This window comes from Enterobacter sp. WI-ESBL-E8, assembly GCF_053364895.1.
Genome location: NZ_JBRWXJ010000001.1, coordinates 2563331 through 2588991 on the forward strand (window position 1 = coordinate 2563331; position 25661 = coordinate 2588991).

Sequence of the window (25661 nt, forward strand, 5' to 3'; positions counted from 1 at the left end):
TCCCTAAAAGAAGTCATTAAACGTGCTAAATTGCTAAACCGGTTTAGGTTGCTGATACTAAACCGGTGAATTTTGGATCGGCAATCTTTTTTGCTAAACCGATTTAGTAAGTGTGATCGAGGCGACAATTCAGGCCGCCGGATGGCGGCCAGTGAAGGGAGGAATTACAGATCGTGCTGCCAGGGTAATGCGGTCATTGCCCCTTTGGCGGTAGTGGCTAACGCGCCGCAGCGCTGGGCTAAGGCGATAACCGGCGTTAAATCCTGACCGGCGGCAAGGCCGTAGAGCAGGCCCGCCACGAAGGCATCTCCCGCGCCGGTCGTATCGACGCACTGAACGGGGGTTGCCGGATAGTGTTTTACGCTGCCCTCATGCCAGGCGATAACGCCCTGCTTGCCCTGGGTGACCAGCACCAGACGCGCCGGGCAGCGCTGCATCAGCGCCTCCAGGCCGGCGTTCACCTGCTCATTTGCGGTTAAAAACGCCAGCTCTTCGACGGAGAGTTTCACCACATCGGCGCTTTGCAGGGCCTGCTCCAGGCAGCGGCGCAGCGCGTTCTCGTCCGGCCAGAGGTCCGGGCGAATATTGGGGTCGAAGCTGACGTAGCCGCCCGCCTCCCTGATGGCCTTCATCGCCTGAAACGTCGCAGACCGGCTCGGCTCTGCGCTTAGGGCAATGGAACAGACGTGCAGCCACTCCCCGGCGCTGAACGACGGCAGGTCGTCGGGTTCCAGAAACAGATCGGCGCTCGGGCGCACCATGAACGTAAACGAGCGCTCGCCATGGTCGTCGAGATCGACCACCACCGTCGAGGTGCGGTGCGCCGGGTCAAGGCGCATCTGCCGTACGTCGACCCGCTCATCCACTAACGTCTTATACATAAAACGCCCGAAGGGATCGTCGCCAACCCTGCCGATAAAGGCGCTCTGGCCGCCAAGCCGGGCAATGCCGACCGCAACGTTTGCCGGCGCCCCACCGGGACACTGCAGCAATCTGCCTTCTCCATCGGGCAGCAGATCCACCACCGCATCGCCCAGTACCCAGATTTTCTTCATGTGCTCCTCGCAGCTAAACTATGTTAAACCGATTTAGCTATTTAAGCACAGGCAGGGCAAAGGGGAAATAACGGGGACGGAAAAATGACTTAGCGCACCAGATGCGGCCAGTAAATATCACCAACGCCGTCAAGCTGTGGGCGGGCAAACAGAAAGCCCTGGAAGCGGCGGATACCGGCAGATTCGAGCCAGCACCACTCCTCTATTTTCTCAATGCCTTCGGCCACCAGGGTAATTTCAAGGTCGGAGCAACAGCTGATGATGGAGCGCACAATCGCCTGCTTCACGCCGCTGAGGTGGATATCGCTGACAATTTCCCGGTCGATTTTAATCTTGTCCGGCTGAAAGCGAGTCAGCAGAGAAAGACCGGCATAGCCGGAACCAAAATCATCGATCGCCAGGCCAACGCCCTCACCGCGAAGCTGCTTGATGGCGCTATTAAACTGGTTGAAGCCGGAAATCATCTCGTTTTCGGTGACTTCAATCACCACCTGCTCCGGCTGCAGTCCATGTTTTTTAATCTCGCTGACCAGGAACTCCACGGCGTTGGGGACGTTCACCAGCGACATGGGCAGCAGGTTTACGGCAATTTTATGGCTGCCAATGCCCAGCTTTTCCGCCAGCGCAAAGGCATACGCTTTCGTCTGGAGATCGACTTCGTAGATTTTTTCCGGGTCGAGGGTGCTGAAGAAGTGCTCCGGGCTGCCGCCGTCGTTGCCGCGGATGAGGGCCTCGAGGGAGCTGATCTTCCCTTCCGAGGGCTCGACAATGGGCTGGAGCGCAAACTGACAGGACTGACCGGCAATCAGGCCCAGGCTCTCACCAAAGGGTAGCGCTTCGGGAGAGAGCGTCCATTTTTCCGGGACGTAGCGCGATCCTGACGGAGACGCACGCTTGCCCATAATAAACGTCCGAATGAATTTGAACACCCGATCGTCGGAGGTCAGATAGCTGTCCAGCTTGCTGTAGTGCAGAACCGACTGCAGCACCTCTTTCGGCGACTGCGTTTGCAGATCGAACAGCAGCATGCCGACGTTTTCGAAACGCCTGCGCGGGCCATAGTCCCGCAGCAGTTCAACCACCCCACTGTGCCGCTTGTCATCACGGATGGTATGGAACAGGCTGACCACGCTCTCTTCCGATCCTTCAAGAATTTGCAGGATGTCGCTCCCTTTAGAAAGGAGTACACCGGTAATATTCAGCTTTGCGTTACGGCCCCTGGCGCGCTCCACCAGCTCCCGCAGTTCTGTAGACGGCTGGGATAAATTCAACTGGCTTCGGTAGATTAGAGTAGTCAGCACAAAAATGGGTTCCGATGAGAAAGAGCGGTGCCTTGAAGCTTCTATTTAACATACTTAATCAATGCGACCTAACATATTCACGCCACAAGGGAACGTTACTTTCCCCCGTCCCCGATCCGGCTATCGATCCTCTCCTGCATATAATCGTAGAACGGGTTCGAGGTGACCCGCATAAGCGCCTCTTTTCCGACGCTCAGCACGGACGTCTCCCCCCACAGCGCTATCGTCCCCAGACTGATGCCGTAGCGGTTTTTCACGCCTGGCTCGCGGCCATAGAGATCGTCATCCGGCGGGAACGGCACGGCAACGTGCGACAGCGAATAGACATCCTGCGGCCAGGACTGCCCAAGCGGCACGACCGTTTCGCGGGTGCTGCCTGCCGGCGTTGTTTTCGCGACCGTCGAGAAACTGCGTTCGTCCGCATTGGTGACAACCGTGACACTGTAACGCCTTTGCGCCACCGGCAGCAGCGCCGAGGTTGCCGTCCAGGACGACGGCTTGAACAGCGGGCGGAAGCTCGCCGCCTGGTTGATGTCAAACACCACCAGCTCGCTGCCGTTTGCCGGCAGCTGGTCAAACAGACCGGTCACCACCGCGCGGGTGCTGACCGTGGAATCCATTACCGACTGGAACGCCAGCACCGGCGGGAGCTGCCCCAGCCGCTGCTCCCGCGCCGCGCGGCCAATCTGCTCCTGCAGGGCTTTCGTCAGCAGCCACGACTGGCGGGCGGCGTTCACCGGGAAAGAATTGTATTTATACGGGTTATATTCCGGGGCGATATTCAGCCACGCCGCTTTGGCAAACGCCGGCAGCAGCGCCGGTAGTCCGGCGAAACCGGCGAACCGCGCAAAGGCCGTCACGCCAATCATCGGGGAGAGCAGGATGACCTGCTGCGGTTTACGCAGCGCAGGGGCGTCCAGCGCATCGAGGGCATATTTCATCGCCAGCGCGCCGCCGTTGGAGTAGCCCACCAGATGCAGCGGCACATTCTCCCCCACCAGACGCGTGGCTTCCCGCACGGCAAGGCGCGTTGCCGCCTGCCACATCTCCCAGTCAACGCCGGTCAGCGCGCCGGGCGCGGTGCCGTGTCCGGGCAGGCGCGGGACGACGGCCACAAAGCCGTGCTGCTGGTAGTTAAGGGCAAGGTGCCTGACGCTGTAAGGCGAGTCCGTCAATCCGTGCAGCAGCACTACCGCGCCGCGCGGCTTTCCGGCAGGCATCAGCACAAATGAGCGGTTAGCATCGGGTGAAAACTGACCGGGCCACACCAGGCTCTGGCGATAATAGCGGTTTAGTGGCGTGCGTTCTTCACGCTCAGTTTTCGCCGTCACAGCCTTATCCAGATCGGCAAAAATGGCGTTTTCCCGGGCGATATACCCGGCAAAATCGGCCTTGTCCAGCTCGCGCACGGACATCTCATCGGCCCGCCAGGTATGCCACAGGTGCAGTTCCGGCCCCTGCTGCGAGAGATACACCCGCACCGCCAGCAGGACGATCAGCACGATCCCCACGACCATCGCCATTTTCTTTGCAAGCGCCATCAGGCGCACGCTGACTCGCCAGGGCAAATTCGCCATGCCGGGATCCTTTTTATGTTCACAGTGCTTCTATCTTATCAAAAATGTGAACAGGCTGACGTATTCACCAAATTCATACCTGCCGCTTCAGCCGGTGCACCAAAAGTGAACTACGCTGCACAAATGTTGATCATTGGTTAAGTAAATATTGCATGAAGTTTACGGCACAGCGGGTTTTCGCCCTCCTGTGAACATGGCACGCGTCATGCATTGTTAACCTGGTAACACAAATCCGGCCATTGACAGCCTGTTAACAGCGAGGCGGTATGACGACGAAACCCGAGATGTTGAGCCGTATCGAAGCGATCTTCAGCCAGCTCACGCCCAGCGAAAAGCGGGTTGCGAGCTGGCTGCTGGCGCACGCCGCGCAAATCCCGTTTGAAACGGCGGAGAGCGTAGGTCTGGCGAGCGGGACCAGCGGGATCACCGTCGGGCGCTTTCTGCGCAAGCTGGGGTATCGCAACCTGGAGGATGCCAAAAAAAGCCTTCGCGACCCATATCAGCCCTGGGGCATGAACGAGCGGCTGGACTCCTGGCAGCAGCAGCGCCCCCTGCCCAACCGCCTTCAGCACGCCCTGTCGCTGGAGGTGGACGCCATCACGCAGGTGTATCAGCTGGCGCAAACGGACGCCTTCCGTCAGGTGGTGCACAACCTGGCCCACGCGGACGCGGTGTTTGTGCTGGGGATCCAGTCCACGCGCGGGATTGCCAACGCCTTCTTCAGCCACCTCGAGTACCTCCGCCCGCGCGTGAGCTATTCAGAGGGCGCATCCGGGAGCTGGGTTGAGTCCCTGAACTCAGGGTTTTCGCATCCCTACGTCGTGCTGACCGATACCCGCACCTACTCCGCGATGGCGCGCCAGTACTGCCGCGTCGCGAGCGAGAAAGGCATTCCGCTGGCCCTGATCACCGACATCTGGTGCCCGTGGGCGCGGGATTACCCGCTGGATTTGCTGCAGGTGAAAACCGATACCGGTCATTTCTGGGATTCACTTGCCCCCGTGAGCTGTCTGTTCAACCTGCTGCTGTCGGGCGTGGTGGAAGCGCTGGGTGACGCGCTTCCGGCGCGCCTGGCGGTCAACCGACAATTACAACAAGAGTTTGGTCAATTCGAACGCTAAAGGAGCGGAGCTATGCCCGAAGAGAGTGAACTGATCGATGTGGCGAAGACGTTTCCCACGCTGCATATCGATCTGAAGTACGCCACCGCCGACAACATCACCGGCCGCCCGATCTACCAGGAGGCGCTGTGCCTGCTGCATACCGACGCCGCCACCGCGCTGGCAAAAGCCATCAGCATTGCCGCGCTGGCCGGGCTGAAGCTGGTGGTCTACGACGCCTATCGACCGCAGCAGGCGCAGGCCCAGCTGTGGGATGCCTGCCCGAACCCGGAATATGTGGTTGACGTGGCGATTGGCTCCAACCACAGCCGCGGCACGGCCATCGACGTCACGCTAATGGACGAAGATAACGTCGTGCTGGATATGGGGGCCGGTTTTGACGAAATGCACGACCGCTCGCATCCGTATCACCCCTCCGTGCCGCCGCACGCCCAGCGCAACCGTCTGCTGCTGAACGCCATCATGTTCGGCGGCGGTTTTGTCGGGATCGCCAGCGAATGGTGGCACTTCGAACTGCCGAACGCCGCTAGCTATCCGCTGCTTGATGACCGTTTTGCCTGTTTTCCACTGACGCACACCCCTCTTTGAACCTGGAGCACTGCCATGAAAACATCGCTTCTCTCGACCGTAATTGCCGCCACGCTGCTCCTGAGCGCCCCGCTGGCGCTGGCTGCCGTCCCGAAAGACATGCTGGCGATCGGTAAAGCCGCCGACCCGCAAATGCTCGATCCGGCCATCACCATCGATAACAACGACTGGACCGTTACCTATCCGTCCTATCAGCGCCTGGTCAAATACAAGCCGGGCTCCACCGAGGTGGAAGGCGATCTGTCGACGGGCTGGAAGGCGTCCGACGACCAGAAGGAGTGGACCTTTACCCTGTCCGATAACGCGAAATTCTCCGACGGCACGCCGGTCACCGCAGAAGCGGTAAAACTCTCCTTTGAACGCCTGCTCAAGCTCAGCCAGGGGCCGTCCGAAGCCTTCCCGAAAGACCTGAAAGTTGACGCCGTTGATGACCACACGGTGAAATTCACCCTCAGCCAGCCGTTCGCGCCCTTCCTGTACACCCTGGCGAACGACGGGGCCTCCATCATTAACCCGGCGGTGCTGAAGGCCAATGCCGCGGACGACGCGCGCGGGTATCTGGCGCAAAACACCGCCGGTTCCGGGCCGTTTATGCTGAAAAGCTGGCAGAAAGGCCAGCAGCTGATCCTGGTGCCGAACCCCCACTGGCCGGGCGAGAAGCCGCACTTTAAGCGCGTATCGGTGAAAATTATCGGTGAAAGCGCCTCCCGCCGGCTGCAGCTTTCCCGCGGCGACCTGGACATTGCCGACTCCCTGCCGGTCGATCAGCTCGCGGCCCTGAAGCAGGAAGGAAAAGTCGCCGTCGCGGAGTACCCCTCGCTGCGCGTGACTTACCTCTACCTTAACAACGGCAAAGCCCCGCTCAACCAGGTGGATTTACGCCGGGCCGTCTCCTGGGCAACGGACTACCAGGGCATGGTGAAGGGCATTCTGAGCGGCAACGGCAAGCAGATGCGCGGCCCGATCCCGGAAGGCATGTGGGGCTTTGACGCCACGGCCATGCAGTACAGCTTTGACGAGGCCAAAGCCAAAGCGGCCCTGGAGAAGGTCAAAGACAAGCCCGCCAGCCTGACCTTCCTATACTCGGACAACGATCCGAACTGGGAGCCTATCGCCCTCTCAACCCAGGCCAGCCTTGGCAAGATCGGCATTAACGTCAAGCTGGAGAAGCTGGCTAATGCCACCATGCGCGACCGCGTCGGCAAAGGCGATTACGACATCGCCATCGGCAACTGGAGCCCGGACTTTGCCGACCCGTATATGTTCATGAACTACTGGTTTGAATCAGACAAAAAAGGGCTGCCGGGCAACCGTTCGTTCTATGAGAACAAAGAGGTCGACTCGCTGCTGCAGGCCGCGCTGAAAACCACGGACCAGGCAGAGCGCACCAAAGATTACCAGCAGGCGCAAAAGGTGGTGATTGACGAGGCGGCCTACGTTTATCTGTTCCAGAAGAACTATCAGCTGGCGATGAACAAAGAGGTCAAAGGCTTCACCTTTAATCCGATGCTCGAGCAGGTATTCAACATCGCCACCATGAGCAAATAACGGTTTCGCCGGGGGAAAGTGTATGACGTTCTGGAGCATCGTGCGCCAGCGCTGCTGGGGGTTACTTCTGGTGGTGGCCGGTGTCTGTATCATCACCTTTATTATTTCGCACCTGATCCCCGGCGATCCGGCCCGTCTGCTGGCCGGCGACCGCGCCAGCGACGAAATCGTGCAGAACATCCGCCAGCAGCTGGGGCTGGATCGGCCGCTGTATGTTCAGTTTGGCCGCTACGTGGACGCCCTGGCCCACGGTGATTTAGGCACGTCCATTCGTACCGGACGTCCGGTGGCCGAAGATCTGAAGGCCTTTTTCCCCGCCACGCTGGAACTGGCCTTTTGTTCTCTGCTGCTGGCGCTGGCCATCGGCGTACCGCTGGGGATTTTGTCGGCGGTGTACCGCAACCGCTGGCTGGATCACCTGGTGCGGCTGATGGCGATGACCGGCATCTCCACCCCCGCCTTCTGGCTGGGCCTGGGCGTCATCGTGTTGTTCTACGGGCATCTGCAGATTCTGCCCGGCGGCGGCAGGCTGGACGACTGGCTCGACCCGCCGACGCGCGTCACCGGCTTTTATCTGCTGGATGCGCTGCTGGAGGGCAACGGCGAGGTCTTTTTCAATGCGCTTCAGCACCTGATTTTACCCTCGCTGACGCTGGCATTTGTGCATCTGGGCATCGTGGCGCGGCAGGTCCGGTCCGCGATGCTGGAGCAGCTTAGCGAGGACTACATCCGCACGGCCCGCGCCAGCGGCCTGCCCGGCTGGTACATCGTCCTGCGCTACGCCCTGCCGAATGCGATGATCCCGTCGATTACCGTGCTCGGGCTAGCGCTGGGCGATCTGCTGTACGGCGCCGTGCTGACCGAAACCGTCTTTGCCTGGCCGGGCATGGGCGCCTGGGTGGTGACGTCCATACAGGCGCTCGATTTCCCCGCCGTGATGGGCTTTGCCGTCGTTGTTTCGCTGGCCTACGTGCTGGTTAATCTGGTGGTCGATCTGCTTTACCTGTGGATTGACCCACGAATCGGGCGCGGAGGTGCCGAATGATGTTAACTCAGGAAACGCCCGCGGCTGTTAAAACCGCCAGACAACGTATCAACTGGGCAAAGCTGTTCTGGATGCTGCGTCAAAGCCCGCTCACGATTGTCGGCGGCGTCATTATGATGGCGATGCTCTTCCTGATGGTGGCCTCGCCGTGGATCGTGCCGCATGACCCGAACGCGCTGGATTTGACCGCCCGCCTGCAGGCGCCGTCCGCGCAGCACTGGTTTGGCACCGATGAGGTGGGACGCGACCTGTTCAGCCGCGTGCTGGCGGGCAGCCAGCAGTCAATTACCGCCGGGCTGGCGGTGGTGGTGATTGCGGGCGGCATCGGCTCGCTGCTGGGCTGTTTGTCCGGCGTGCTGGGCGGGCGCGGCGACGCCATCATCATGCGGGTGATGGACATTATGCTCTCTATTCCCTCCCTGGTGCTGACCATGGCGCTGGCCGCCGCGCTCGGGCCGAGCCTGTTTAACGCCATGCTGGCGATTGCGATTGTCCGCATTCCGTTCTACGTCCGCCTGGCGCGCGGGCAAACCCTGGTGGTGCGCCAGTTTACCTACGTTCAGGCCGCCCGCACGTTCGGCGCATCCCGCTGGCATTTGATCAGCTGGCATATCCTGCGCAACGCCCTGCCGCCGCTGATTGTGCAGGCTTCGCTGGATATCGGCAGCGCCATACTGATGGCTGCCACGCTCGGGTTTATTGGCCTGGGCGCGCAGCAGCCCACCGCCGAATGGGGCGCGATGGTGGCCGTTGGCCGTAACTACGTGCTGGACCAGTGGTGGTACTGCGCGTTTCCCGGTGCGGCGATTTTGATTACCGCCGTGGGCTTTAACCTGTTTGGCGATGGCATCCGAGATCTGCTGGACCCGAAATCGGGAGGAAAACAGTGATGACCGAACCGGTATTACGCATTGAAGACCTGCACCTGAGCTTTCCCGTGTTTCGCGGGGAGGTCCACGCGCTGAACCACGTCTCGCTGGAGATCGAAAGGGGCGAAATTGTCGGCGTGGTGGGCGAGTCGGGATCGGGTAAATCCGTAACCGCCATGCTCGCCATGCGGCTGCTGCCGGAGGGGAGCTACCGCATTCATCACGGTCAGGTGACATTACTCGGCGAAAACGTCCTGACGGCGTCCGAGAAACAGCTTCGCCAGTGGCGCGGTGCCAGAGTGGCGATGATTTTTCAGGAGCCCATGACCGCACTCAACCCAACGCGGCGGATTGGCAAACAGATGGTGGAGGTGATCCGCCAGCATCAGCCGCTTTCGCGGCGTGAGGCGCAGCAAAAGGCGATAACCCTGCTGGAAGAGATGCAAATCCCGGACGCGAAGGCGGTGATGGAACGCTATCCGTTCGAACTCTCCGGCGGCATGCGCCAGCGGGTGATGATCGCCCTTGCCTTCTCCTGCGAGCCGGAGCTGATCGTCGCCGACGAACCGACCACCGCGCTGGACGTCACCGTCCAGCTGCAGGTGCTGCGCCTGCTGAAGCATAAGGCGCGGGCCAGCGGCACCTCGGTGCTGTTTATCAGCCACGATATGGCCGTGGTGTCGCAGCTCTGCGACAGAATGTACGTGATGTATGCCGGGAGTGTGATCGAGAGCGGCGACACGCAAACGCTTATCCACCGCCCCGTGCATCCCTACTCCATTGGCCTGCTGCAGTGCGCGCCGGAAAACGGCGAGCCGCGCGCCCTGCTTCCCGCCATCCCCGGCACGGTGCCCAACCTCAGCCAGCTTCCGCAGGGATGCGCTTTTCGCGAGCGCTGCTTTGCCGCCGGGGCGAAATGCAGCGAAACGCCGCGCCTGCAGCCCAACGGCGCAGAGGGCCAACAGGCCGCCTGCTGGTATCCGCAACGGGAGAAACACCATGTCTGACGTACTGCTGGAACTGGATAGCGTGCACGTGAACTTTGCGGCGCGCAAAAACTGGCTGGGCCGCGTAACGGAGCAGGTCCACGCCCTCAACGGGCTCGACCTGGAGATCCGCCGGGGAGAAACGCTCGGCATCGTCGGGGAATCCGGCTGCGGGAAAAGCACGCTGGCCCAGCTGCTGATGGGCATGCTTAAGCCCAGCACCGGCGCATGCCAGCGGGCGCACTACGCGGGCGGCATGCAGATGGTGTTTCAGGACCCGCTCTCCTCGCTCGACCCGCGCCTGCCGGTCTGGCGCATTATCACCGAGCCGGTGTGGGTGCAAAAGCGCAGCCGCGAGCGGGAACGCCGCCAGCTGGCTGAAAACCTGGCGCAGCAGGTCGGCATTCGCCCGGAATATCTCGACCGGCTTCCGCACGCCTTTTCCGGCGGGCAGCGCCAGCGCATCGCCATCGCCCGGGCGCTCTCGTCCGACCCCGATATTATCGTGCTCGACGAACCCACCAGCGCGCTGGATATCTCCGTGCAGGCGCAAATCCTCAACCTGCTGGTGACGCTGCAGCAGCAGCGTAATCTGACCTACGTGCTGATCTCGCATAACGTCTCGGTGGTCAGGCACATGAGCGACCGCGTGGCGGTGATGTACCTCGGGCAAATTGTCGAGCTGGGCAGCGCCGCCCAGGTTCTGGGAGAACCGCGCCATCCCTACACCCGCCTGTTGCTCGACTCAGTACCTCGAACCGGTGAACCGCTGGATGAAAACCTGGCCTTGCGCAAAACGGAGCTTCCCGGCAACCGTCATCTGCCCGAAGGCTGTTTTTTCCGCGACCGTTGCCCGATGGCAGCGCAGGGGTGTGAACGCCCGCAGCCGTTACAGCCCTCTCGCGAGGGCCGTGACGTTCGCTGCTGGCGCAGTCTGGATTAGATTTGCGCCATCCCGCCGTCTACGAACAGCTCGATGGCGTTAATAAAGCTGGCCGCGTCGGAGGCCAGAAACGCCACCGCTTTACCCACCTCACCCGGCGCGCCTAAACGCCCGAGCGGTACCTGAGCGGCCAGCGCGTCGTACAGCCCCTGACGGTGTTCTTCCGGCACCAGGTCGCCAAGCCCCGGGGTTTTGATCGGGCCCGGGCTTACCACGTTGACGCGGATCCCGCGGCCCTGCAAATCCAGCGCCCAGGAGCGGGCAAAGTTGCGCACGGCGGCCTTGCTGGCGCTGTAGACGCTAAAGTTTGCCGTCCCCTTAACGGAGACCGTCGAGCCGGTCAGAATGATCGACGACCCGGCGGAGAGCAGCGGCAGCGCCTTCTGCACCGTAAACAGCACCCCGCGGACGTTGGTGCCGAAAATACGGTCAAACTGCTCTTCGGTGATCGCGCCCAGCGGCAGCATATCGCCGCCACCCGCATTGGCGAACAGAATATCAAGGCGGCCTTCTTCTTTGGCAATCCGGGCATAGACCTCGTCCAGATCGGCAAGCTTAGAGACGTCCGCGCGAATGCCCACTGCGCCAGAAGCAATCTCTGCTACCGCGGCGTCCAGCTCGGCCTGACGACGGCCGGTGATATACACCTTCGCGCCCTGTGCTGCCAGCTCCTGCGCCGTGGCAAGACCAATACCGGTGCTGCCGCCGGTGACCAGTGCAATTTTTCCTGAGTGAGTCGTGTTCATGTCATTTACCTTTTGTTGGGTTTGCGTTGCGCGCTTTCGCTCGCGTTGAACAGACTTTAGCCCTTGCGGCATTAGTGAAAAATGGGCAAAAATGAAAATGACTATTCACCTATAGAAATAATCAGAGGTCATCATGGACCAGCTCATGGCGATGCGCGCCTTCACGCGGGTGGTGGAAACCGGCAGCTTTACCCGCGCGGCGGACTCGCTGAACATGCCCATCGCCACGCTGAGCAAGCTGGTAAAATCGCTTGAGGCGCATCTGGAGATACGCCTTCTGCACCGTACCACTCGCCGGGTTGTCGCAACGCCGGAAGGGGCGGATTACTATGAAAAAGCGCTCAGGGTCCTGATAGATATCGAAGATATCGACACCTCGTTTCGCGTGTCCCGCGCGACGCCAAAAGGGCTTTTGCGGGTTGACGTGGGCGGCTCCACCGCCCGGGACGTGCTCATCCCCCTGCTGCCGGACTTCATGCAGCGTTATCCGGATATCCGCATCGACCTTGGGGTGGCCGATCGTCCGGTGGACCTGATCGGCGGTAACGTAGACTGCGTGATCCGCGGCGGCCCGCTGGACGACTCGACCCTCATCGCTCGCCATATTGGCAACGCTGAAATGGTCACCTGCGCGACGCCAGGCTACCTGAAAAATCACGGCGTTCCGGCCTATCCGCAGGAGCTGTGCAACGGTCATAAGCTCATCAGCTACATCTCGCCCGTCACCGGGCGGCCATTTCCGTTTCGCTTCAGAGAGAACGGCGAGACGCTGGAAATCAGCATTCCGCATTATCTTGGCATAAATGAAAGCAATGCCCACCTGGCGGCGGCCGCGGCGGGGCTGGGGATTGTGCAGACCTTTGAGTATTCGGCTAACGCGTATTTACAGGCGGGTACGCTGACGGCGATCCTGGGCAGCTGGCGCCCTGCCGCCTATCCGTTTCACGTGGTGTACCCGCAAAACCGGCATTTGACGCACCGCCTTAAGGTATTTATTGCGTGGCTGGCGGAGGTGTTCCCCGCCGCGCTGAAGGGATAGCCGGGCGCGAACCCGGCTGAGGCTTAGTTAAGCTTATAGTCCAGCGTAATTTCGGCTTTCAGGAGCTGCGAAACCGGGCAGCCCGCTTTCGCTTTCTGAATAATGCCATCGAACTGCTGCGGGGCGATGCCCGGGACGGTCACCTTACTGTTCAGGGCCACCTTCGTGATGGCAAAGCCGCCGTCGGTTTTATCCAGTGACACATCCGCGGTGGTATCAATGGAATCGGCGGTATAGCCCGCTTCGCCCAGCATCAGCGACAGCGCCATCGAGAAACAGGCCGCGTGTGCCGCGCCAATCAGCTCTTCGGGGTTGGTCCCCTTTTCACCCTCAAAGCGAGTATTGAAACCATAAGGCTGCTGATTAAGAACGCCGCTCTCGGTGGAAACAGTTCCCTTCCCGCGCTTAATGTCGCCAGACCAGTGTGCCGAACCGTGCTTATGAATAGTCATTCTTGCTCTCCTTTTGGCTTACAAAGGGTTAAGTATAGACTACGCATCTGCCCCACTCTGGAACACAGACAATTCCGGGACTGACACCTGCTGTACCGACAAAAAAGGATAAACCTATGGCGCTAAAAATCAGGATGGCCGTTGCGGTAACCACGCTGGCTTTATCGTTGTCTTCACTGGCGAAAACGCCGGAGAACTTTATCTATACCAGCTCCGGCGATCTCGACGCGGCGTTTCCGCTCGTTGCGCGAAGCGACATCGGCGGCGTGCAGATCGTCTACAACTGGCGCGCGCTTGAGCCAGAGAAGGATCGCTACGACTTCTCGCGCATTGAACGGGACCTGGCGCGTCTTAAGACTGCCAGGAAGAAGCTCTTCATCCAGATTCAGGATCGTTTCTTTGAGCCTAATGCCCGCTACGTGCCGGATTATCTGATGCACGATAAGCAATACGGTGGCGGAATTGCACCGCAGTTCGATAACCCCGGTGAAGGCAAGCCCGTCGGTTCAGGATGGGTGGCGCGTCAGTGGGACCCCACCGTGCGCCAGCGCTACCAGGCGCTACTGGCGGCCCTTGCGAAACGCTTTGACGGAGAGGTATATGGGGTAAACCTGCCTGAAACCGCCATCGATCTCGACGAAAAAAATCCGCCCGCCGGGTTTACCTGCGACGGCTATTTTGCGGGAGAAATGGAAAACCTGGCCTTTGCGCGAAAGGCTTTTCAGAAATCACACGTTGTGCAATACGTGAACTTCTGGCCGTGCGAATGGGATAATGACCACAACTACATGGGGCGTCTTTTTGCCTGGGCCAGCGCCAACAAAGTAGGCCTGGGTGGGCCGGACATTGTTCCCAACCGCAAGGCACACATGAAGAATGCCTATCCTTTCTTCAATAAAAATAAACAGACGCTGCCGCTCATCGCGATGGCGGTTCAGGAACCGACCCTGACTTACAGGAATCCTCAGACCGGTAAACTTTTCACCAAAGCTGAATTTGTCCGCTTCGGTGAAAGTTATCTCGGGGCCGATATTATTTTCTGGAGCACGACGTCTCCCTGGCTAAAGACAAAGTAATCACCTCTTATGCCAGGTAGCGTGTCAGCTCATCAAGGAACACCCGCAGCGCGGCAGGCTGATATTCCCGGGACTGGTAAATGCCGTGGATGGCAAGCGGCTTGGGTTCCAGCGCCTCCAGTACCGGCACCAGCAACCCCTGCTCCAGCGCGGCACGCGCTTCGCGCTCCGGCAGCATAGCGATACCGCAGTGCTTGATCGCCGCGTCCATCAGCAGCGAAGAGATGCTGGCGCTCAGGTTGCCGCTGACGGCCACGCTCAGGCTTTCCCCTTCCGGCGTCAGGAAGTGCCAGGACTGCCCGGCGAAGAAGCTGTAGTGCAGGCAGTTATGCTGCGCGAGTTCTTCAGGGCTGGCGGGCGTGCCGCGCTGTGCCAGATAGTCCGGCGAAGCGCAGAGCACCGAGCGACATTCCCCCAGCCGGCGGGCAATCATCCCGGGTTCGGGGTTGTCGGTAATACGCACGGCGACGTCAATACGCTCTCCCACCAGGCTCACCGGGTGGTTGTTCACGTCAAGCTCAACGCGCAGCTGCGGGTAGCGCGCGAGCAGGCCGGGCAGAACCGGCGCAATCATATGCATGGCGGTAAAGTGGGCGCAGGCCACCCGCAGGGTGCCTGACGGAAGATCTTTCTCCGACTGGCCCTCAATTTCCTGCGAGATCTGCGAGAGCGTCCGCGTTTTTTGCAGCACCTTTTCCCCTGCCGCGGTCAGCGTCAGCTTGCGCGTCGAGCGGTTTACCAGCCGCGTGCCCGCCCACTTCTCCATCTGTTCAAGATAGCGGCTCACCATCGGCCGGGAGATGCCCAGCGCGCGTGCCGCCGCGCTCAAGCTTCCCAGCTCGCATATCCGGTTGTAGACCTGAGCGGCAATAACGCGATCCATTTAAGCTCCATTTGCTCGATTTATGAAACTAAGCATGTCTTGTTTCAGGAATTCTGGCAAATGCGAATATCCGTACAATAGAGACATTCCTGAACAACAGAGACAACAGCATGAAACTCACTCACTTTGCCCTGCTTTCCACCCTTATCACGCCGGCCGCGTTTGCCGCACAGCTGAACGTTGATACCTACAACCCGCAGGAAAAAGGCATTTTCGCGGTCTCCTCCACGCTGGTTTCCGGCCCGAAGGAAGCGGTGCTGTTTGACGCGCAGTTCAGTGTGAAGGATGGCGAAGCGCTGGTAGAGAAAATTCGCCGTAGCGGTAAAACCCTGAATAAGATTGTGATCACCTCCGGCGATCCGGATTTCTATTTTGGCCTGCAGCCGCTGGTCAAAGCCTTCCCGAATGCCAAAGTGGTGGCCACGCAGCACGTGGTTGACCATATCAAGGCCACCAAAGACGCCAAGCTGGCTTTCTGGGGCCCGCAGATGAAAGACGGTGCGCCAACGGAACTGATTGTTCCGCAGGTTCTCGCCTCCACCACGTTTATGGTTGACGGGGAAAAGGTCGATATCGAACAGCCGGACAGCTACGCGGCCTATGTGTGGATCCCGTCAGCGAAAACGATCCTCGGCGGCACCGGGGTAGCCTGGGGTATTCACGTCTGGACGGCAGACACCCAGACCCCGGAAAGCCGTAAGCAGTGGCAGGACACGCTGCAGGCTATGGCCGCGCACAAGCCAGAACGCGTGATCCCGGGACACTATCTGGGCACCCCACCGGCGGGCGCTGGCGCGATTGATTTTACCCGCGACTATCTGCAGCGCTTTGAAAAAGCCTTAACCGCACATAAAGATTCCGCAGGCGTTATCAGCACCCTGAAAAAACAGTATCCGGGCCTGGCGGAAGAGAGCTCGCTGGAATTAAGCGCGAAGGTGAATACCGGCGAAATGAAGTGGTAATTTAACCTCTGCTCCTGCTATATATTCGTGATAGCAGGAGCACCCGCATAATATCCCCGCCGTTACTCGTCGATATATCCTCTCCGTCTAAAAGCGCATAAAAGCATGCACTTATATCATTTTTATTTCTAAGATGAATCTGAGCCACAACCGGGAAAATATTTGCCATTCTGTTTGTGAATTAAATTTTTTGCGAGCCGTACCATTAAACAGACAACGACACGGAGGCAGCATGTTTACTTATTACCCGGCTAATACCACAGCAGCACAACCTGAACTCGTTAACGCGATTGCGCAGGGTCTTCACGCCGAGCACGGTGCTGTGACTGAAGATGACATTTTGATGGAACTGACCAAGTGGGTGGAATCCACGGATAATGACATCCTCAGTGACATCTACCAGCAGACCATTAATTACGTCGTCAGCGGGCAAAACGCACCCTTGTAAAAACCTGCTAAGCTGGATCTGCAACCTAAGGGGTTACATTTCGTTTGCGTAAGCAAACTGGTCCTTAAAACTATCAACAGGATTGAGGAGTTAACATGAAATCGAACCGTCAGGCACGCCATATTCTGGGACTGAACTACAAGCTTTCTAATCAGCGTAAAGTGGTGATTGAAGGCGACCATGAAACGCAAGTCACTCACGCCACCGGCAGAAAACGCCACGCCGGCAAGTAAGTTCCAGACTAAGATCCAGAACACCATCGGTAATCCCGATGGTGTTTTTGTTTATGTGTTGCGGTAATTAATATTTAGCTCCTTTATAATACCGCCTGACCGCACCCCAGCGCACAGGCCAGAAAGATGACAAACAGCAGTGTCAGGGACGGATCTTCATAAAAAGAGTGAGTGACATGGACAACAAACTGAAAAAACATCGTTCCTTATACATCCCATACGCCGGACCGGTTTTACTCGAATTCCCCCTGCTCAACAAAGGCAGCGCCTTCAGCATGGAAGAGCGTAGCAGCTTTAACCTGCTCGGTTTACTGCCAGAAGTGGTTGAGACCATTGAAGAACAGGCAGAGCGCGCGTGGATCCAGTATCAGGGTTTCAAAACTGAGATCGACAAACACATCTACCTGCGTAACATTCAGGACACCAATGAGACCCTCTTCTATCGCCTGGTGCAGAATCATCTGGAAGAGATGATGCCGGTGATCTACACCCCGACAGTGGGTGCGGCCTGCGAGCGTTTCTCCGAGATCTACCGTCGCTCCCGCGGGGTTTTCATCTCTTATCAGAACCGTCACAACATGGACGACATTCTGCAGAACGTGCCGAACCACAATATCAAAGTGATTGTGGTGACCGACGGCGAACGTATTCTCGGCCTTGGCGACCAGGGCATCGGCGGGATGGGGATCCCAATCGGTAAACTCTCCCTCTACACCGCCTGCGGCGGCATCAGCCCGGCGTATACCCTGCCGGTCGTGCTGGATGTCGGCACCAACAACCAGCAGCTGCTGAACGACCCGCTCTATATGGGCTGGCGTCATCCGCGTATTACCGACGACGATTACTATCAGTTTGTTGACGATTTCATCCAGGCCGTGAAGCACCGCTGGCCGGACGTGCTGCTGCAGTTCGAAGACTTCGCGCAGAAAAACGCGATGCCGCTGCTGAACCGCTATCGCGATGATATCTGTTCCTTTAACGACGACATTCAGGGCACCGCCGCCGTGACCGTGGGGACGCTTATCGCCGCCAGCCGCGCGGCCGGCAGCCAGCTGAGCTACCAGAAAATCGTTTTCCTGGGCGCAGGCTCCGCGGGCTGCGGTATCGCCGAGCAGATTATTGCCCAGACGCAGCGCGAAGGCCTGAGCGAAGAGCTGGCCCGCTCCCGCGTCTTCATGGTTGACCGCTTCGGCCTGCTGACCGACGGCATGCCGAACCTGCTGCCGTTCCAGACTAAACTGGTGCAGAAGCGCGAGAACCTGAAAAACTGGGATACCGACAACGAAGTCCTTTCCCTGTTGGACGTGGTGCGCAACGTGAAGCCGGATATTCTGATCGGCGTTTCCGGGCAAACCGGTCTCTTCACCGAAGAGATTATTCGCGAGATGCACAAGCACTGCGAACGCCCTATCGTGATGCCGCTCTCCAACCCGACCTCACGCGTGGAAGCAACGCCGCAGGACATTATCGCCTGGACCGAAGGCAACGCGCTGGTTGCCACCGGCAGTCCGTTCGACCCGGTGGTGTGGAAGGATAAAACCTATCCGATTGCCCAGTGCAACAACTCCTATATCTTCCCGGGCATTGGTCTGGGCGTTATCGCCTCCGGCGCGTCCCGCATCACCGATGAAATGCTGATGTCGGCGAGCGAGACCCTGGCGAGCCACTCGCCGCTGGTCAACGACGGCGAAGGTCTGGTGCTGCCAGAGCTGAAAGACATTCACAAGGTGTCGCGCGCTATCGCATTCGCGGTAGGTAAAATGGCGCAGCAGCAGGGCGTGGCGGTGAAAACCTCTGCCGACGCGCTGCAGCAGGCCATCGACGACAACTTCTGGAAGCCTGAATACCGCAGCTATCGCCGCACCTCGATTTAACTCTGTGTTCCGACCGTTCCCTCTCCCTCCGGGAGAGGGTTAGGGTGAGGGGAACAGACCGCACCATCGAATACCCACTAGCCAAACCCCTTTTCCCCCGCTACACTCCCTTAATCCATTAACCCACTGAATATATAAGGAGGCCAATTATGCTGTACTGTGAAATTTTCAATGTTTCACATACATTTGGTGATCGCACCAGCTCAAGCGTTATCGGTATCGTGCTGCGATAACTTCTGCTTGAGCGAAGACACCAACCCCTGAAATCCCTTCTCTCGGGCTTACTGAGTTATCGTCAGCGATGTTTGACGAGGCATAAACATGCCTGTAACTCTTGGGTAAGCAACAATGAGCACTTTACTCACTGCACAATCTTTACGCGTTGATACGGCGTTTGGCACGCTCTTCGACTCGCTCTCCTTTACGCTGAAAAAAGGCGACCGCATTGGTCTGCTGGGCGATAACGGCTGCGGCAAAAGTACGCTACTGAAGGTGCTGGACGGCACTGACTCCCCTGCTGCCGGAACGGTAGCGCTGGCCGGGCACTGCCTGATGGCGCGCGTTGAGCAACACCTCCCGGACGCTATTTTACCGCTGACCATGCTGGATGCCGTCCTGGCCCAGTTGCCCTTAGCGGAACGCGACAGCCTGCGCTGGAAAGCCGAAACGCTGCTGGCGGGCATGGGCTTCACGCCGCAGGATATGTCGCTGCACTCCGCCACGCTCAGCGGCGGGCAGCACACCCGCCTGCTGCTGGCGCGGGCGCTGATTCACGAGCCGGACCTGCTCTTGCTTGATGAGCCCAGCAACCACCTGGACCTGCCGACCATGCTCTGGCTGGAGCACTTTTTACAGAACTGGTCAGGCAGCTTCGTGCTGGTCTCGCACGACAGACAGCTGCTGGATGCCGTCACCAACGGCAGCTGGATCCTGCGCGATAAGATGCTGCACTACTTTGCCCTTCCCTGCACGGCGGCACGCCAGGCGCTTGAAGCAAAAGACGAAAGCGACGCGCAGCGCCACAAGGCGGAGCAAAAGGAGATCGACCGCGTCACCGCCAGCGCTAAGCGGCTGGCGGTCTGGGGCAAGGTTTACGACAATGAAGACCTGGCCCGCAAAGCCAAACAGATGGAAAAACAGGTTGAACGGCTTAAAGAGAGCCAGACCGCGCTCACGGCGGGTAGCCAGTGGACGTTAACCCTGCGCGGTGACGCGCTGCGGGCAGACCGTCTGCTGGAGATGGAAAACCTCGGCGTACCGCCGGCGCCCGGACTACCGCCGCTGTTTAACATCGAAATGGCGCGGCTGAAAAGCGGCGATCGCGTGGCGATTGTCGGTCGTAACGGCTGCGGTAAATCGTCGTTGATGAGGCTTATCTGGCGACATTTTACCGATGAGCTGGCGGACGGCGGGCTGAAAATCCATCCGCGCGTCTCGCCGGGCTATTACGACCAGACGCTGAACCAGCTGCCGGATGATGCCACGCTGCTCGACGCGCTGGAGCCCTTCGCGCCCGATCCGCAAAACAGGAAGATGGCGCTCATCAGCGCCGGGTTCCCGTGGTCCCGTCACGGGCAAAAAGTCAGCACGCTCAGCGGCGGCGAACGTTCGCGCCTGCTGTTCGTTGGCCTGACGCTTGCCCGCTACAGCCTGCTGATGCTGGATGAGCCAACCAACCACCTCGATATGGAAGGCAAAGAGGCGCTGGCGCAAACCCTTCAGCAGTTCGAAGGGGGCGTGCTGCTGGTCAGCCATGACCGTCAGTTAATCAGCCAAAGCTGCAACCGTTTCTGGCTGATTGAAGAGGGAACGCTGAGCGAGTGGCACGATGCAGAAGCGGTTTTTGAGCGGCTGCGTGAAAGCGCGGGGCTTATGACATCCGCTGCGCCCTCTGTCGCCGCGACGGTGCAACCCTCGCCGTATGACGATCTGCTTGAACGGCTGGTTGCGCTGGAAACGCTGCTGGAAGACGATCTGGCGCGCAAGCCGAAGCATCAAAAGCCGCAGCTGCAGGCGCAATGGCGTAAGGAGATTGAGGAGATAGAAGCACAGCTGTAAGCCTGCGCCCGGCGAGCACCTCGCCGGGCCAGCATTTTCCCCCCTTAATTATTAGAGGATCGCCGTATTCTTAATCTGAAATCGAATCAAATGATGACATTATGTTGCGGCAGCCTTGCATTACCAGGCTAATGTATTAATCCTTAAGGGGTATTACACCTGCTATGCAGATTCTTATCATGAACAAGGAGATACACATGAAGGCTGCTGTTGTCACACAGGACCACCAGGTCAACGTCACCGAAAAAACCTTACGCCCGCTAAAGCACGGGGAAGCCCTGCTGAAGATGGAGTGCTGTGGCGTATGCCATACCGATCTCCACGTGAAGAACGGTGATTTCGGCGACAAAACCGGGGTTATCCTGGGCCATGAAGGGATTGGGATCGTGAAAGAAGTCGGCCCTGGCGTGAAATCGCTGAAGGTCGGCGACCGCGCAAGCGTGGCGTGGTTTTTTGAAGGCTGTGGCCACTGCGAATACTGTAATACCGGCAACGAGACCCTGTGCCGCGATGTGAAAAACGCCGGCTACTCCGTTGACGGCGGCATGGCGGAAGAGTGCATCGTCACCGCGGATTACGCGGTAAAAGTGCCGGACGGTCTGGAATCCGCGGCGGCAAGCAGCATTACCTGCGCCGGCGTGACCACCTATAAAGCGGTGAAGGTGTCTGGCATCAAACCGGGCCAGTGGATTGCGATTTACGGTCTGGGTGGCCTGGGCAACCTCGCGCTGCAATATGCAAAAAACGTCTTTAACGCCAAAGTCATCGCCCTTGACGTTAACGACGAGCAGTTGAAGCTGGCGGCAAGCATGGGTGCGGATTTAACCATCAACTCCCGCAGCGAAGATGCCGCTAAAATTGTGCAGGAAAAAACCGGCGGCGCGCATGCCGCTGTCGTTACCGCCGTCGCAAAAGCGGCATTCAACTCGGCGGTAGACGCCGTGCGTGCCGGTGGCCGCGTGGTCGCGGTGGGTCTGCCGCCGGAAGCCATGAGCCTCGACATTCCGCGCCTGGTGCTGGACGGCATTCAGGTGGTGGGTTCGCTGGTCGGCACCCGTCAGGATCTGCAGGAAGCGTTCCAGTTCGCCGCAGAAGGCAAAGTGGTGCCGAAAGTCACGATGCGTCCGATCGAGGACATCAACGCCATCTTTAAAGAGATGGAACAGGGCCAGATCCGTGGCCGTATGGTGATCGACTTACGTTCGTAAACACTTTTTGCCGGGTAATGGCTATGCCTTACCCGGCTCATTACTACGACGAACGACGAACTGAAATCCACTCCTGAACCTCAATCTGGAAGGTGTCCGGCGCCTTTCGGTACATTTTGCGCGCCAGGTCGAGAATAGTATGACGCGCGAGCTCCTCTTCCATCCGCTGCTGCGCACTGTCCATTACTGAACGTACTCCGCACGGGCCGTCGCATACCCAGGCGGGAGGGGTTTCATCAAACACGGCCAGCCGCTGGCGCACTTCACGACATTCAAACATATTTTTCTCGCCGTCAATGGCATGCGCCACATCCAGCACGCTGATCAGCTCCGCCGGACGCGCCAGCTTAAAGCCCCCGCCCTTGCCTTCCGTACTGATGACCAGCCCGGCGCGCGACAGGCGCGTAAAAATTTTTCCAAGATAATCATACGGCACGCCCTGCAGGGCAGCCATCTCCCGGACGCTCATCTCACGCTCGTTGCCCTTCGCATCCACCATACACATCAGGCTGTGAATGCCGTATTCCACACCGGAACTGTAAAACGCCATGGTTCACTCCGAATCATTGTTCGCAGCAGTATAACGTTTTTTAACTCAGAAAGAAGTTGTCGCAGTTAACTCCGACAAGTATAGTGGCAGTTATGTCAGGTATACAGCCTGCCGTTCAAAAGGATCGAGTATGAAAAAGCAGATATTAATTGTGGGTTGCGGGTTTTCCGGTATGTGGGCTGCGGTCAGCGCCGCGCGCCTGTCGGCGCAGCAGGAAAAAGACAGCCTTAAAATTGCCGTTCTGGCCCCCGAGCCTGAACTGCGTGTTCGCCCACGCTTCTATGAGGAGAACGTGTCAACGCTGGTCGCCCCATTAACAGACCTGTTTGCTGAGCTTGATATTACGTTCATCGCCGGACACGCAGAACAGATTGATACCGCGAAGAAAACCGTTTCATACCGGACGTCACATGGCGATCGTGCTACGGCTTCCTTCGACCGGCTGATTCTCGCTACGGGCAGCCAGACCAAACGCCCACCGATTGCCGGCCTGGCTGACTATGCCTTCGACATCGACCAGTTGGAAACTGCACAGGCATTCGAGCGTCACCTGGACTCGCTGGCGTTACGCCCCTCAACGCCTGAACGCAACACCGTGGTAATCTGCGGAGGCGGCTTTACCGGCATTGAGCTGGCAACGGAGCTGCCTGCCCGGCTGCGCTCCCGTCTCGGGGATAATACAGAGATTAAAATAGTCGTAGTTGAAAGAGGGCCAGTCATTGGCGGCCGCTACAGTGAAGCACTACGTGAAACCATTGCAGAGGCGAGCCAGGCGTTGGGCGTAGAATGGCGATTAAACAGTGAAGTTGAAGCCGTTGATGCCCACGGGGTAACGCTGAAAAATGGTGAACGTATTGCTACTGCGTCCGTCGTCTGGACCGCCGGCGTGGAGGCCAACCCTCTTAGCCTGCAGATTGACGGTGAACGCGATAGCCAGAGTCGCCTGGTCGTGGCAGAGACGTTACAGGTTCCGACGCATCCGGACGTCTATGCTACTGGCGATATGGCTCACGCCAAAACAGACGATGCGGGCAATACGGCACTGATGACCTGCCAGCACGCGATCCAGCTAGGGAAATTTGCCGGACACAACGCGGCGGCCAGCCTGCTGAACATTGAACCTTATGCTTATCGTCAGGTGAATTACGTAACCTGCCTGGACCTGGGGGGCTGGGGTGCGGTTTATACAGAGGGCTGGGATCAGGCCGTTAAATCAGTGCGGGATGAAGCCAAGAAGATCAAGATTGCCATCACTAACGAGCTGATCTACCCCCCGGCAGCCGATAAAGCGGTTGCGTTTGCCGCCGCAGACCCGCTGGCGAAATTCGTTTAACTCCCAGCCTGCGCCCCCTGACGGGGCGCTTTTATAGCCATTTTCCGGCAATCCTTATCTTAATTCCTTTGTTCCCTTGTTTTCCCCCGCGCCCGATGATGAATCCGACGCTAACAAGAAGATAACAAAGGAATTCACCATGCAAACCCCATTTCGTCTGCCGCTGCTGACGGCGCTGATTCTGGCGACAACAACAGCCTGGGCAGCAGAAGCGCCCGTCAAAGGCGGCACGCTGATCTATCTGGAGCAACAGGCGCACACCAACCTCTACCCGCCCGCCGGCGGCTTCTACCCGAACGGCGGCATCCTGAACCAAATCACCGACAAGCTGACCTGGCAGAACCCGAAAACGCTGCAGGTGGAACCCTGGGTGGCAGAAAGCTGGACCACCAACGCCGATAAAACCGAATACACCTTTAAGCTTCGGCCCGGCATCACCTTCTCCGACGGCACGCCGCTGGACGCCAGCGCCGTGGCAAAAAATTTTGATACCTACGGTTTAGGCAACAAGGCGCAGCGCCTGCCAGTGTCTGAAGTGATCAATAACTACGATCGTAGCGAAGTCATCGACCCGCTGACCGTGAAGTTCTACTTCAAAAAACCATCGCCGGGGTTTCTGCAGGGCACTGCCACCATTGGTTCAGGTTTGGTCTCGCTCAGCACGCTGAAGCGCAACTTCGAAGAGCTGGGAGACGCCCGCCATATCATTGGCTCCGGCCCGTTTGTGGTGAAGGACGAGAAGCTCGGCCGCGAAGTGACGCTCGAAGCCCGCAAAGACTACCGGTGGGGACCTAAAAATCTGGCGCAGCAGGGTCCTGCCAATCTGGACGGCATCAAGTTTATCGTAACCCAGGAGGACAGCGTGCGCGTCGGCGCCCTGCTGGCCGGTCAGGCGGATTTTATCCGTCAGGTGCAGGCGTATGACGAAAAGCAGGCGACGGACCAGGGCTATAAGATCTACGCCGCCCCGACGCGCGGCGTGAATGACAGCATCAGCTTCCGTCCGGACAACCCGCTGGTCGCCGATATTCGCGTTCGTCAGGCGCTGCTGCACGCCACCAATGCCAAACAGGTGGTCGAGACCCTCTTCTCGGCCAACTATCCGCAGGCGAAGTCGGTGATTGCCGATTCCGCCGCAGGCTTTGTCGACCTCAGCGACAAACTGACCTTCGACCCGGCAAAAGCTAACCAGCTGCTGGACGAGGCGGGCTGGAAAGCGGGCAGCGACGGGATCCGCGCCAAAGACGGGCAGCGGCTGGCGCTGACGGTGTATGAATCGCTGCCGCAGCCGCAAAACAAAGAGGTGCTGCAGCTGGTTGCCCAGCAGTGGCGTCAGGTGGGCGTTGCCCTGAGCGTCAAAGCCGGCGACGCTGGCAGCCGCACGCTGGATAACCTTGACCCGCTGAAAACGCCGCTAACCGTCTCCGAAGTGGGCCGCGCCGATCCTGACGTGGTGAAAAGCATGTTCTACCCCGCTAACCGCGACGCGCTGCTGCAGAAAGGCGGCTCCAGCGACAAGGTCAAAAACTTCCGCGACGACAAGCTGAACGCACTGCTGGTCGATATCTCCGCCGAGGTCGATCCACAAAAACGCCTGCAGTTGAGCGGCGATGCCCAGCGTTACCTGCTGGATAACGCCTACGTCATTCCGATTTTCGAGGAGCCGCAGGTCTTCGCCGGCGCCCCGTGGCTGAAAGGCGTGAGCTTTGAAGCGGTAGGCCGCCCGTCGTTCTACGGCGCGTGGATTGAGAAACACTGAGGAGCCG

General features: G+C 59.0%; 24 protein-coding genes. 17 read left to right on the forward strand and 7 right to left on the reverse strand.

What is annotated here, in order from left to right; genetic code table 11:
- Positions 1 to 164: 164 nt before the first annotated feature.
- The 3 genes from ACWHWP_RS12275 to ACWHWP_RS12285 form a co-directional block, all read right to left on the reverse strand.
- Positions 165 to 1055, reverse strand: coding sequence for an aminoimidazole riboside kinase (locus ACWHWP_RS12275; RefSeq protein WP_447855695.1), 891 nt, complete (start codon positions 1053 to 1055; stop codon positions 165 to 167).
- An 89-nt stretch (positions 1056 to 1144) separates the two neighbouring features.
- Positions 1145 to 2356 carry a diguanylate phosphodiesterase gene (locus tag ACWHWP_RS12280; protein WP_447855696.1) on the reverse strand — a complete coding sequence of 404 codons (1212 nt, stop codon included), beginning with the start codon at positions 2354 to 2356 and terminating at the stop codon, positions 1145 to 1147.
- Positions 2357 to 2451: 95 nt separating this feature from the next.
- The gene (locus ACWHWP_RS12285; RefSeq protein WP_447855697.1) at positions 2452 to 3933 is read right to left on the reverse strand and encodes an alpha/beta hydrolase; all 1482 of its coding nucleotides are present in this window, start codon (positions 3931 to 3933) and stop codon (positions 2452 to 2454) included.
- 266 nt (positions 3934 to 4199) lie between these two features.
- On the opposite strand from ACWHWP_RS12285, the gene ACWHWP_RS12290 reads away from it, so the two are divergent.
- From ACWHWP_RS12290 to ACWHWP_RS12320, 7 genes are read left to right on the forward strand one after another with little or no spacing between them, the layout of a single operon-like run.
- Positions 4200 to 5054, forward strand: a complete 855-nt coding sequence (locus ACWHWP_RS12290; protein ID WP_059310011.1) for a MurR/RpiR family transcriptional regulator — start codon at positions 4200 to 4202, stop codon at positions 5052 to 5054.
- A 12-nt stretch (positions 5055 to 5066) separates the two neighbouring features.
- Complete coding sequence (gene ddpX, locus ACWHWP_RS12295) at positions 5067 to 5642, forward strand: D-alanyl-D-alanine dipeptidase (protein ID WP_059310010.1); 576 nt, start codon at positions 5067 to 5069, stop codon at positions 5640 to 5642.
- Between the two features lie 15 nt (positions 5643 to 5657).
- Positions 5658 to 7190: an ABC transporter substrate-binding protein gene (locus tag ACWHWP_RS12300; protein WP_447855698.1), complete on the forward strand. Its 1533-nt coding sequence runs from the start codon at positions 5658 to 5660 to the stop codon at positions 7188 to 7190.
- A 22-nt stretch (positions 7191 to 7212) separates the two neighbouring features.
- Positions 7213 to 8235 carry an ABC transporter permease gene (locus ACWHWP_RS12305; RefSeq protein WP_447855699.1) on the forward strand — a complete coding sequence of 341 codons (1023 nt, stop codon included), beginning with the start codon at positions 7213 to 7215 and terminating at the stop codon, positions 8233 to 8235.
- On the forward strand, positions 8232 to 9125 hold the full coding sequence (gene ddpC, locus ACWHWP_RS12310) for a D,D-dipeptide ABC transporter permease (protein WP_063430054.1): 894 nt from the start codon (positions 8232 to 8234) through the stop codon (positions 9123 to 9125). Before ACWHWP_RS12305 ends, ddpC begins: the two co-directional genes overlap by 4 nt.
- Positions 9125 to 10111, forward strand: coding sequence for an ABC transporter ATP-binding protein (locus tag ACWHWP_RS12315; RefSeq protein WP_447855700.1), 987 nt, complete (start codon positions 9125 to 9127; stop codon positions 10109 to 10111). The genes ddpC and ACWHWP_RS12315 overlap by 1 nt, the downstream gene beginning before the upstream one ends.
- Positions 10104 to 11033 (forward strand): oligopeptide/dipeptide ABC transporter ATP-binding protein, encoded by a 930-nt coding sequence (locus tag ACWHWP_RS12320; protein ID WP_447855701.1) that lies wholly within the window; start codon positions 10104 to 10106, stop codon positions 11031 to 11033. Before ACWHWP_RS12315 ends, ACWHWP_RS12320 begins: the two co-directional genes overlap by 8 nt.
- Here the strand turns inward: ACWHWP_RS12320 and ACWHWP_RS12325 are convergent.
- Positions 11030 to 11779, reverse strand: coding sequence for an SDR family NAD(P)-dependent oxidoreductase (locus ACWHWP_RS12325; RefSeq protein ID WP_447855702.1), 750 nt, complete (start codon positions 11777 to 11779; stop codon positions 11030 to 11032). The two genes, ACWHWP_RS12320 and ACWHWP_RS12325, sit on opposite strands and share 4 nt — an antisense overlap.
- A gap of 133 nt (positions 11780 to 11912) precedes the next feature.
- On the opposite strand from ACWHWP_RS12325, the gene ACWHWP_RS12330 reads away from it, so the two are divergent.
- Positions 11913 to 12818 carry a LysR substrate-binding domain-containing protein gene (locus ACWHWP_RS12330; protein WP_447855703.1) on the forward strand — a complete coding sequence of 302 codons (906 nt, stop codon included), beginning with the start codon at positions 11913 to 11915 and terminating at the stop codon, positions 12816 to 12818.
- 23 nt (positions 12819 to 12841) lie between these two features.
- On the opposite strand, the gene ACWHWP_RS12335 is transcribed toward ACWHWP_RS12330, so the two are convergent.
- Positions 12842 to 13270, reverse strand: a complete 429-nt coding sequence (locus tag ACWHWP_RS12335; RefSeq protein ID WP_045326427.1) for an OsmC family protein — start codon at positions 13268 to 13270, stop codon at positions 12842 to 12844.
- A 116-nt stretch (positions 13271 to 13386) separates the two neighbouring features.
- Here ACWHWP_RS12335 and ACWHWP_RS12340 point away from each other — a divergent pair, with 116 nt between their 5' ends.
- Entirely contained in the window at positions 13387 to 14346 is a 960-nt protein-coding gene (locus ACWHWP_RS12340) for a hypothetical protein (protein WP_447855704.1), read from the forward strand.
- Positions 14347 to 14353: 7 nt separating this feature from the next.
- On the opposite strand, the gene ACWHWP_RS12345 is transcribed toward ACWHWP_RS12340, so the two are convergent.
- Positions 14354 to 15229, reverse strand: coding sequence for a LysR family transcriptional regulator (locus ACWHWP_RS12345; protein WP_447855705.1), 876 nt, complete (start codon positions 15227 to 15229; stop codon positions 14354 to 14356).
- 110 nt (positions 15230 to 15339) lie between these two features.
- On the opposite strand from ACWHWP_RS12345, the gene ACWHWP_RS12350 reads away from it, so the two are divergent.
- From ACWHWP_RS12350 to adhP, 6 genes are all read left to right on the forward strand, one after another.
- Complete coding sequence (locus ACWHWP_RS12350) at positions 15340 to 16191, forward strand: Vmh family MBL fold metallo-hydrolase (RefSeq protein WP_447855706.1); 852 nt, start codon at positions 15340 to 15342, stop codon at positions 16189 to 16191.
- A gap of 232 nt (positions 16192 to 16423) precedes the next feature.
- Positions 16424 to 16639 (forward strand): biofilm-dependent modulation protein, encoded by a 216-nt coding sequence (bdm, locus tag ACWHWP_RS12355; protein ID WP_023335793.1) that lies wholly within the window; start codon positions 16424 to 16426, stop codon positions 16637 to 16639.
- 95 nt (positions 16640 to 16734) lie between these two features.
- Positions 16735 to 16872, forward strand: a complete 138-nt coding sequence (gene sra, locus ACWHWP_RS12360) for a stationary-phase-induced ribosome-associated protein (protein ID WP_008501714.1) — start codon at positions 16735 to 16737, stop codon at positions 16870 to 16872.
- Positions 16873 to 17048: 176 nt separating this feature from the next.
- On the forward strand, positions 17049 to 18746 hold the full coding sequence (locus ACWHWP_RS12365; protein ID WP_447855707.1) for an NAD-dependent malic enzyme: 1698 nt from the start codon (positions 17049 to 17051) through the stop codon (positions 18744 to 18746).
- Between the two features lie 348 nt (positions 18747 to 19094).
- Positions 19095 to 20804 (forward strand): ABC-F family ATP-binding cassette domain-containing protein, encoded by a 1710-nt coding sequence (locus ACWHWP_RS12370; protein ID WP_447855708.1) that lies wholly within the window; start codon positions 19095 to 19097, stop codon positions 20802 to 20804.
- Positions 20805 to 21001: 197 nt separating this feature from the next.
- A complete protein-coding gene (gene adhP, locus ACWHWP_RS12375; RefSeq protein WP_023311899.1) occupies positions 21002 to 22012 on the forward strand; it encodes an alcohol dehydrogenase AdhP in 1011 nt (336 codons plus the stop codon).
- Positions 22013 to 22055: 43 nt separating this feature from the next.
- On the opposite strand, the gene ACWHWP_RS12380 is transcribed toward adhP, so the two are convergent.
- Positions 22056 to 22562: an RrF2 family transcriptional regulator gene (locus ACWHWP_RS12380; protein WP_047348427.1), complete on the reverse strand. Its 507-nt coding sequence runs from the start codon at positions 22560 to 22562 to the stop codon at positions 22056 to 22058.
- Between the two features lie 130 nt (positions 22563 to 22692).
- Between ACWHWP_RS12380 and ACWHWP_RS12385 the strand changes: the two genes are divergently transcribed.
- Positions 22693 to 23895, forward strand: a complete 1203-nt coding sequence (locus ACWHWP_RS12385; RefSeq protein ID WP_447855710.1) for an NAD(P)/FAD-dependent oxidoreductase — start codon at positions 22693 to 22695, stop codon at positions 23893 to 23895.
- A gap of 139 nt (positions 23896 to 24034) precedes the next feature.
- Positions 24035 to 25654 carry a TIGR04028 family ABC transporter substrate-binding protein gene (locus ACWHWP_RS12390; RefSeq protein ID WP_447855711.1) on the forward strand — a complete coding sequence of 540 codons (1620 nt, stop codon included), beginning with the start codon at positions 24035 to 24037 and terminating at the stop codon, positions 25652 to 25654.
- Positions 25655 to 25661 lie beyond the last annotated feature (7 nt).